The sequence below is a fragment of the Niveispirillum lacus genome, assembly GCF_002251795.1.
Taxonomy (GTDB): domain Bacteria; phylum Pseudomonadota; class Alphaproteobacteria; order Azospirillales; family Azospirillaceae; genus Niveispirillum; species Niveispirillum lacus.
The window spans coordinates 1-10,526 of record NZ_NOXU01000013.1 but is presented as its reverse complement, the minus strand read 5'-3'; the positions used below and the strand labels follow the sequence as shown (position 1 = coordinate 10,526).

4 protein-coding genes are annotated in these 10,526 nt (G+C 60.0%); 1 reads left to right on the top strand and 3 read right to left on the bottom strand.

Going from position 1 to position 10,526, the window contains the following annotated elements:
* A partial coding sequence (locus CHU95_RS01025; RefSeq protein ID WP_133065366.1) for a Calx-beta domain-containing protein occupies positions 1-1,947 on the top strand: 1,947 nt, incomplete at its 5' end.
* 4 nt (positions 1,948-1,951) lie between these two features.
* On the opposite strand, the gene CHU95_RS01020 is transcribed toward CHU95_RS01025, so the two are convergent.
* The 3 genes from CHU95_RS01020 to CHU95_RS22255 all read right to left on the bottom strand — a co-directional run.
* Entirely contained in the window at positions 1,952-3,181 is a 1,230-nt protein-coding gene (locus CHU95_RS01020) for a hypothetical protein (RefSeq protein ID WP_101749354.1), read from the bottom strand.
* 497 nt (positions 3,182-3,678) lie between these two features.
* Positions 3,679-5,475 carry a tetratricopeptide repeat protein gene (locus CHU95_RS01015; protein WP_094452842.1) on the bottom strand — a complete coding sequence of 599 codons (1,797 nt, stop codon included), beginning with the start codon at positions 5,473-5,475 and terminating at the stop codon, positions 3,679-3,681.
* Positions 5,462-10,526: beta strand repeat-containing protein (locus tag CHU95_RS22255; RefSeq protein WP_165771930.1), on the bottom strand; the 5,065-nt coding region annotated here is incomplete at its 5' end. The genes CHU95_RS01015 and CHU95_RS22255, both read right to left, overlap by 14 nt.

Below are 10,526 nucleotides of genomic sequence, written 5' to 3'. Positions count from 1 at the left end.
ATCACCACCGCCTCGGCCACCGGCACCATCCGTAATGATGACAATGCCACCCCCGCCACCCTGGCCATCGCGGCCGGGGCCAATGGGGGTGCCGACAAGGCCGAGGGCAACAGCGGTACCACGCCCTTCACCTTCACCGTCACAAGGGCGGGTGACACCAGCAGCGCGGTGACCGCCAATTTCGCTGTCACCGGCTCTGCCGTGACCGGCGCCGATTTCCAGGGTGGCACCCTGCCGCGTGGCACGGTCAGCTTTGCTGCCGGGGAGACGACAAAGACCATCACCGTCAATGTCGCCGGGGATGCCGCTGTCGAACAGAACGAGGCCTTCACCGTCACCCTGTCTGGCGCCACCAACGGCGCCACCATCACCACCGCCTCGGCGACCGGCACCATCCGTAATGATGACACGGCGACACCGGCCACCCTGGCCATCGCCGCCGGGGCCAATGGGGGGGCCGACAAGGCCGAGGGCAACAGCGGCACCACGCCCTTTACCTTCACCGTCACCCGTGGCGGTGATACCAGCAGCGCGGTGACCGCCAATTTCGCTGTCACCGGCTCTGCCGTGACCGGTGCCGATTTCCAGGGTGGCACCCTGCCGCGTGGCACGGTCAGCTTTGCTGCCGGGGAGACGACAAAGACCATCACCGTGAATGTCGCCGGGGATGCCGCCGTCGAACAGAACGAGGCCTTCACCGTCACCCTGTCTGGCGCCACGAACGGCGCCACCATCATCACCGCTTCGGCCACCGGCACTATTCGTAATGATGATGGTCAAGCGGCTGCATCTATGGTCGCCCAACTGAAGACAGAGTATAATTCAACATTCAAAGCAGCAACTTACGTAGAGAACGCCGACGTAAACAGAGCTGATTTGCCAGGCGTTGGGTCCACTGGAGGACAATGCGCCGTCTATGCTAGAAATGTTCGCGAGGACCTAAGAAATTTGGTAAATACCCTCGGTGGTACACTTGATCCAAATGATAAAAAATCAGGTGCATTTGGTGCATGGACAATGGATAATGGAGCAGTTGCTGCTGGATTCCATGTCGATTATAATATTCCAAAAATCGGCGCGGCACTTGTTTTTGAACCCGGCGCATCTGGTGTTGATGATGTTTATGGACACGTTGGAATTATTACTAATGTTCAGGTATTCAGACAGAATGATGTATACAAATATCTAGTTTCGTACAGAGATTCAAATTGGAGTGGGAACGAAAAAGTCTCTGATCGCACAATTGTATTCGACTTTCCTGGTGTGCAACCAAATCCCAATGGAACGAATCACAAATACTCATTTATTATGGAGAAAAAACCTAATTACAATAGTGATGTTGAGCTTATAAAGAAAGTAATAGATAAATTGTATTCAGAAAATTTACTGGACATGCAGACAGACCTAGATACCTCTATCGTACTCTCGACATATCAGGGTGATCAGCGTCTTATAAATCGAATGATGACGCTTAATACAGACGTAAAGTATAACTTATTTCTGGACGTATTGGTTGGTGTTCGGGAGGAGTATGGGCAAGCTATCGATTTAGAAACACTTATTAATATTGTCATGCCTATGGTCCTCGTGGGAGATGATATCAAAAAAATTATCACTGCTGTTGGCAACACGAGCAATATGGCCGTTGATATTGGTAATATAAATAAGACAAATACAATATTCAGAACGGATGTTGTTGGTGTCACTGACCAAATCGATTATTTCAAGATTAAAGTGACAGAGCCTGGGAACCTGCGCATCGAATTTTCTGACAGCACCCAAGGTGGCCTCTCAACAAAGCTTGAGAGCATAACCGGCGTTGAACTATCTCACAGCTCTTTATCTTCGACTGAGCTAAACGCAAGAGTAGAGCCAGGGATATATTACGTGAAGGTTTTCGCTTCGGACCCAATCTCTAACTACACGATGCTTTATGATCTGATCTAAAGGCCTAACCCTTCCGCCGCCCGCGATGCGCCCGCAGCAAGCGGCGCGCCTCGCGCAGGCGGGCGGGGTCGGACAGTTCCGCTGTCACGGTCTCCGACTTTGTCGGGATCGGCAGGTCGGCGGGCCAATCGTTGCGCCGCAGCCAGTTGGCCATGGCCATATAGGCTTGCGGGTCAAGACGCCGGAGATCAGGTCGGGTCAAAAGCCCGGACCGGATCCAGGGCATCCAGGCGTCGCGCATGAACTCAACAATGCTCTGGTCCCGGTTCACGCGGTCCATGTAGAGCATTGGCGCGTGATCAGGCAAGCGGTCAGGATCGGCCTGAGGCGACGCGCCGCCGCCGCTGGTCCCCTCCATTAAGGCCTGTTGCACCTGGGACAGGAGCTGATCGAGCCTGGAATAGTGTGGAAGGTGGTGACGGACGGACCCGGCCAGGTCGTCAACAATTCGTTGGATGACCGCCGCTGCCGACGGGGCTGGCGGGGCCGGAACTGCGACGACAACTGGGAGGGGGGGGGCGACCGTCCGACCCAAATAATAGACATTGGCAACCTTCGTCAGCTCTGTCCGACGGTTATCTCGCCGCTGCAAAGCCGCCAGCAGACCGCCGCGCTCCTGGACCGCAGCCGCGCGCTCTGCCCGATGCCGGTAATGCATGCCCGCAACATATCCCGGCAGCCCTAGCAGGAAATGGCAGAAATGCAGGGCAATTTCATAGATCAGCCACTCATTCTGCCGAAATGCCGGCTCCCATATCGCCCTGGATACACCGGGCGTCGCGCGCAGCCCCATGGTGATGCGCCAGGGCGATGGCTCCACCAGGTCAGGCAAGGAAAGGCTGGCGCCGATGAAATACTGGTGGTCGGCGAAAAAGTCCTCGAACGCCAACTCCTGCGGACAGAGATGTCGGCGCTCTTCCGGTTCTGGCGGCCCACCCCACAGAATGGCGTTTTCATGCCGGCGCACCATGGATTGCCGGAGGATCGGCGAACCATGAAAGGCAAAGGGCTTGCGGATATAAGGGCTGATAATGCCCAGGTTCCCGTCAATCGACCATGTAACGCCTTGTGGTGTTGCGGGGTTCAGGTGCCGCATCGTGATATTGTATTGGCAGATATCGAACGCTGCCAAAGCCTCCAGAAACAGGGCTTCCATAGGCTCACGGACGGCCGATGGCGGCCTGCCATCCAGCAAAGCATCAACCTTCAGCAGGTGGTCATGCAGAAGCGTCAAGTGCAGAGCACTTGGCAAAGACGCGGCGTTACGGAGGAGCAAACGATCAGGCATGCGTTGACGATAATATGAATAGGCTTGGAATTGCAGGACAACTTACACTGTCCGGCCCCTCCATTGGTCGAATGTGACCGACTGCTTTGACAGGGTCCCGCGACCCGCGGCGCCAGATGCGCACCCCAAAGGAACCAGTCGCCGATCTGACCCTGGAAAACCGCCAGCTCAAAAAGAGCCTGATCGCGGATGGGTGCCACAAGGCATGAGATGGCGCGCGTCGGACAAGCTTTCGATCATCCGGCTGGTGGAAGGGATCGCAACTGCCCTTGCGGTGAACGCGGCTTTGCTCACCGGGCCCGCGCACCGGGTCGCATGTGGTGGACCGCATCTCCGACGCGGCCCACACAGTTGGTCGAACTGGTCCTGAACATGCCGGACCCGTGATGGCCTGAGCAGGCAGTGAGGTTCCGTTTATTCGACGGCCCCCACGCTGCTGATATCTAACTGTCAGCAGCGGTGCTGGACTTTTTCCGCCGAGGGAGGGCCGGTGGTCCTGCGTCGGTGACGGGTGCTGAATGCTCTTCGCGCAGCGCGGTGATCACGCTGTTCCAGTCGCCCAAGGCCGTTTGCCGGTGTACACGGTGATTAGGGTACCAGGGAGAGCGCTCGCCCCCAATGCCCCAGCGCCAGTCAACCGAATGGGCCAGCAGCAATGACACAGGCGCCCCCATGGAACCGGCTAGGTGACCAACGCCTGTATCCACAGCCACGACATGATCCAGGTTGGCGATCACCGCGGCCGTGTCGATGAAATCCTTCAGGAGCGGGCTCATATCATGCAGCCGGCCTTTAAAGGCCAGACAGTCGGCCGCACGAGGACCAACCTGCAACGAGATCCATTGTGCATCCGGTACGGCATCCAGAATAGAGCCCAACAGGGATAGCGGCAAGGAACGGCGCGCATCTTCAGAATGCTGTGGCCGGCCGGCCCAGACCACCCCAATGCGGCGCTTGCCTTCCTGTCGTGGCGGCAGCAGCGTGGCACCGCGCGCCACCTCCGCCTCTGACAAGGTCAGCCAGCCAGGTAGCAATGGCAGATCCGGCACCCGCAGCGACAGCATATGCGGCAGGCTGAGCAGCGGCACATGATAGTCAGGCACGTCATCAATGCTGAACTGATGCGGGTTGTCCGGACGCGACACAACACGGAAGCCTGGCTCATCCAGCACCGAGGATAAGAGACGGGCCAACGGAGCCGATACTTCCAGGATCACCTCGGCCAAGCCATGACGTTCCTTCAGGATACGGGCCAGTGGTGTGAATTGCAGAATGTCGCCGAACCCCTGCTCACCCCACACATAGATCCGCTTGCCCTCCAGTGCCTCCCCCTGCCAGCGCGGGGCGGACAAAAGACGACGCGGCTCCGGGAACTGATCCCAGACCCAGCGCCATTCGTAATCCGCCCAGCCGGTCGCGAAATCGCCCCGGGCCAGGCAGGCCAGCGAGTGGTTCCAGCGGGCCAACGCATTGCCAGGCGCCAGTTTCAGGGCAACGTTGAGCGCCACGACGGTAGCATCGATGAACCCGGCTGTGCGCAGCGCCTTGTCGAGCGTCTGCAACACCTCTTCCAGTCGCTCCAGCCTTCCATCGGGCATGCCATCCGGCAACTGGGCAAGGGCTGCCGTGAGTTCGGGCAGCCTGTCCCCCAGTTCGTCCAGAAGCTGGTTCCCCAGTTCGCGTGCTTCCGGAAGGACACGGCCGAACAGGATGACCCCAATAATCAGGGGAACAATGGCCTCACGTGACTGACCTATCCAGGCAAGCCCGGTCCCCATATTGACCCAGGCCGAGTAATTCAGCGGCGACAGATGAAGGATGCGGTTATAGAGCGGGATCGCATCGGCATGTCGGCCCTTGGTCTGCAGCATGACCGCTAGATTGACCATGGCCGCCGCCGCGCGCTGCAGATCGCCCACCCGTTCGAACACCGTACCAAGCGAGCAGTAATAGAGCGGTTCTTCAGGTTCCAGTTTTAAGGCATGTTCGAAAAGACCGGCGGCGCGCATATTGTCGCCCTCAAACGCCGCAATCACGCCGAGCTGGTGAAGGCTGGGGGCTGTCAGTTCCGGCCGTTCCGTCAGTTGCAGAAAAATGCTGCGCGCCTCGGCCAGCTTGCCGGCGGATTGCAGGTGCAAACCCTGCGCGAATGCCGGTACCCGCCGTCCGATCTCCATCAACACCGCGCCGGCACGCTCCACCACAGGGATGGAGAAGTCCACATTATTACTTACGCTCATCTTGCTCGGTGCCTTTGATGGGGTCAGAGGTCATTTGCAGTTGTTCATAGACGCCACCGCCGTCCGATCCAGCCACGGCGACGGGCAGGTTTTGGCCGGTCGCCGTGGAACCGCCTGTCGTGCCCGTTGCCTCGACTGCGGTTCCGCCGGACGAAGACGTGGATGTCGAGGAGGAAGACGAAGAAGAAGAACTGGTCGTCGAAGCGGTGGAACTCGTCGATGCGGTGTTCGTTGTAACCGTGCTGGTCGGCGCGGCACTGGCAATCGGAGCCAGGGCGGTTGTCGGGGGTGCGGCCAGGCTGGCTGTCGGCACAATGGCCGCCACCACCTGACGCTGAACCGTGCTGGCCGTTAACACGGGGGCCGGTGCTGTTACGGTCAAAGTGCCTGGCTGATACTGGATCGTGTAGTTGCCAAGCCCCGTGCCGCTGGCGTTGGCCGCAGTGATGACGTAGCTGCCAGCCGCCGCCGCAGCGGGTGCGCCAGGGCTGTCAAGGGTCACCTGCTGCACGCTGTCACCGTTTACAAGACCGCTGGCCGTGAAGGCGGACAACACCAGGTCGGTACCGGCCACCTTGCTTGCATTTCCTGCGGTGATGGTCAGTGCGGCAGGTGTCACCGTCAAGATGCCATTGGCATAGTTGATCGTATAATTGGACAAGCCAGTGCCGCTGGCACCCGATGCGGTAACGGTATAGGTGCCGACAGACGCCGTGGTTGCCGTCCCGCTGGATGTCAGGACCACGGTGCCGACATTATCGCCATTGACCAGCCCATTGCTGGTGAAGCCCGTCAAGGACAGGCTGCCGCCATAGGTCTTGGTGGCGCCGCTGGCCGTGATGGTCAACGCCGCCGGCGTTACCGCCAGGGTACCGTTGGCATAAGTGATGGTGTAGTTCGACAGGCCGCTTCCGGTTGCTGCCGATGCGGTGACACCATAGGTGCCAACAGATGCCGTGGACGCACTGCCCGTGCTGGACAGACTGACACCTGTCACCCGGTCAGCATTCACCAGGCCGGTGGCCGTGAAGGCCGTGAGGGTGGCTGTCTGACCATAGATTTTGCTGCTGCTGCCGGCGGTGACGGTCAGGGGGGCGCGGTTTACGGTCAGGGTTCCGCTGACATAATTGACCGTATAGTTGCTCAGGCCAATACCGGTCGCCCCCCCGCCATTAATGGCGTAGGTTCCGGCTGCGGCCGTGGCGGCGGTACCGGCGCTGGAAAGGTTGACACCCGTGACATTGTCGCCGTTGACCAAGCCCGACACGCTGTAGCCCGTGAGCCCCACCGTCTGACCATAGGTCTTGGCAACATCTGCCATGGTGATGGTCAAGGCCGCCGGTGTGACGGTCAGCGTGCCACCGGCATAGACGATGGTGTAGTTGCCAAGACCTGTGCCCGTCGCATCTGACACGTTGATGTCATAGCGGCCGACGGGCGTCGTGACATCGATGGCCGGACCGGAGAGGCTGACGCCCGTTACTTGATCACCATTGACCAGACCGGACGTACTGAAACCGGCCAACCCGCTCCCGCCGGTACCGTAGGTGCGGCTTACATCGTTCGCCCGGACGGTCAACGTCGCCTTGTCGACCGTCAGATTGCCGTCCAAATAGGTGATGGTGTAATTGCCAAGACCGGCACCCGATGCCCCCGACGCGGAGACCCGGTAGGTCCCAACGCTGGCCTCAGCATCGGCACCGCTGCTCGACAGGACGACATTGTCGATCCTGTCACTATTCAGCAGACCGCTGCTGGTGAAATTGTTGAGAGCGGCACTGGTGCCGTAGATCTTGGAGCTATTGCCCGCCGTTATGGTCAGCGATGCGGGCGTTACCGACATCTGCCCATCGACATAGGTGATGGTGTAGTTGCCGACGCCGGCCCCGGTCGCGCCACTGGCGCGGACGGCATAGGTGCCAACAGCGGCGGCGGCGTCAAGACCTGCGCTGGACAGGTTAACAGCGGCGATGCTGTCATTGTTCAGCAGCCCGGCGACGCTGAACCCGGTCAAAGTCGTTGTGCTGCCATAGACCTTGCTGCCATTGCCGGCGGTCACGGTCAACGCGGCCGGCGTCACGGTCAGCGAACCGTTGACATAGGAAACAGCGTAATTGTCGAGGCCGGAACCGCGGACCCCGCTGGCGGTGACGGCATAGGTCCCGACAGCCGCAGTTGCGTCAAGACCTGCACTGGACAGGGTAACCGAACTGACACTGTCTCCGCCCACAAGGCCGGATACGGAGAAGCCGGATAGGTTGGTACTGCTGCCATAAACCTTACTGGCATTGGTCGCGGTGATGGTCAGCACCGCCTTTCCAACGGTCAGCGACCCGTCAGCGTAGCTGATATTGTAATTGTTCAGGCCAGTGCCCGTCGCCCCGCTCGCCCTTACCGAATAGGTACCAAGCGCGGCATTCGCGGCGGCACCATCACTGGACAGCACGACCGCGCCAATCGTGTCGCCATTGACAAGACCCGACGCTGTGAAGCCCGTCAGTGCCAATTCCTGACCATAGGCCTTGACCTGATTGGCCGCTGTAATGGTCAGTTCTGCCCGCTGAACAGTCAATGTGCCGCTGGCATAGGTAATGGCATAGTTTGACAGGCCTTCCCCACGGGCTGCCGAGGCGTTAATCACAAAGGTGCCGACCCCGGCACGTCCCATCTCCCCGTCGCTGCGCAGCGAAACGCCGGTGACCGTATCATCATTGACGAGACCATTGGCGGTGTAGCCGGTCAAGGCAACGCCGCTGCCATAGACCATGGTGGCATCCGCCGCTGTTACAGTCAGAGCCCTGGCAGTAACGGCCAACGTCCCATCGAGATAGGTGACAGAATAATTTGATATCGCGGAGCCAGTAGCCCCAGATGCGGCAATGGTGTAGCTGCCGACACCGGCGGTAACGGACGAACCGGTAGAAGACAAAGTCAATCCGTCGACATTGTCACCATTGAGCAGCCCATTGCTGGTAAAGCCCGTGAGGTTGATGGTGTCACCATAAGTCTTGGTGGCACCGCTGGCCGTGATGGTCAGGGCTGCTGGGGTTACTGTCAGCGTGCCGTCGGCATAGGTGATGGAGTAGTTTGACAGGCCGGTACCGGTCGCGCTGGCGGCGCTGATCGTATAGCTGCCGACATTGGCTGCTGTACCGCCGCCAGTAGAGGTCAGGCTAACGGCACTGATGCTATCACTGTTGAGTAGCCCATTGCTCGTAAAGCCGGTCAGGTTGGCACTGCTGCCGTAGGTCTTGGTTGCCCCCGATGCCGTAATGGTCAGCGCCGCCGGGTTTACTGTCAGCGTACCATTGGCATAGGTAATCGAGTAGTTCGCCAGACCAGTGCCGGTCGCGTTGGCCGCGACGATGGAGTAACTGCCGACAGTGGCCGCCGTGCCGGCGCCGCTGGAACTCAGGCTGACCCCACTGATCACGTCGCTATTCAGCAGACCGTTGCTGGTAAAGCCGGTCAGGCTGGCACTGGTGCCATAGGTCTTGCTGGCCCCTGACGCGGTGATGGTCAGGGCTGCCGGGTTCACCGTCAGCGTGCCGGTCGCATAGGTGATGGAGTAGTTTGACAGACCGCTGCCGGTCGCACTGGCGGCGCTGATCGTATAGCTGCCAACGCTTGCCGTTGTCCCGCTGCCCGAGGATGTCAGGCTGACGGCACTGATGCTGTCACTGTTCAGCAGCCCATTGCTGGTAAAGCCGGTCAGGCTGATACTGGTGCCATAGGTCTTGCTGGCCCCTGACGCGGTGATGGTCAGGGCTGCCGGGTTCACCGTCAGCGTGCCGTTGGCATAGGTGATGGAGTAGTTTGACAGGCCGGTACCGGTGGCACTGGCGGCGCTGATTGTATAGCTGCCGACGCTTGCCGTTGTCCCGCTGCCCGAAGATGTCAGGCTGACGGCACTGATCACGTCGCTGTTCACCAGACCGCTGCTGGTGAAGCCGGTCAGGCTGGCACTGGTGCCATAGGTCTTGGTGGCATTCGACGCTGTGATGGTCAGGGCTGCCGGGTTCACCGTCAGCGTGCCGTCGGCGTAGGTAATGGAGTAGTTCGACAGACCGGTACCGGTCGCGCTGGCGGCGCTGATCGTATAGCTGCCAACGCTTGCCGTTGTCCCGCTGCCCGAGGATGTCAGGCTGACGGCACTGATGCTGTCACTGTTCACCAGACCGCTGCTGGTAAAGCCGGTCAGGCTGGCACTGGTGCCATAGGTCTTGGTGGCATTCGACGCGGTGATGGTCAGGGCTGCCGGGTTCACCGTCAGCGTGCCGTTGGCATAGGTGATGGAGTAGTTTGACAGGCCGGTGCCGGTCGCGCTGGCGGCGCTGATTGTATAGCTGCCGACATTGGCGGCGGTACCGCCGCCAGTAGAGGTGAGGCTGACGGCACTGATCACGTCGCTGTTCACCAGACCGCTGCTGGTGAAGCCGGTCAGGCTGGCACTGGTGCCATAGGTCTTGGTGGCATTCGACGCGGTGATGGTCAGGGCTGCCGGGCTCACCGTCAGCGTGCCGTTGGCGTAGGTGATGGAGTAATTTGACAGGCCGGTGCCCGTCGCCCCGGATGCCACAATGGAATAACTGCCAGCATTGGCCGTCGTGCCGGTACCGGCAGAACTCAGGCTCACACCGCTGAGGACATCGCCATTAACCAAACCGGCGCTGGTGAAGCCGGTCAGGCTGATACTGGTGCCATAGGTCTTGCTGGCCCCTGACGCGGTGATGGTCAGCGCTGCCGGGTTCACCGTCAGCGTGCCGTCGGCATAGGTAATGGAGTAGTTTGACAGGCCGGTACCGGTCGCGCTGGCAGCGCTGATTGTATAGCTACCGACACTTGCCGTTGTCCCGCTGCCCGAGGATGTCAGGCTGACGGCACTGATGCTGTCGCTGTTCACCAGACCGCTGCTGGTGAAGCCGGTCAGGCTGGCACTGGTGCCATAGGTTTTGGTGGCATTCGATGCGGTGATGGTCAGGGCTGCCGGGTTCACCGTCAGCGTCCCCGTGGCATAGGTGATGGAGTAGTTCGACAGACCGGTACCGGTC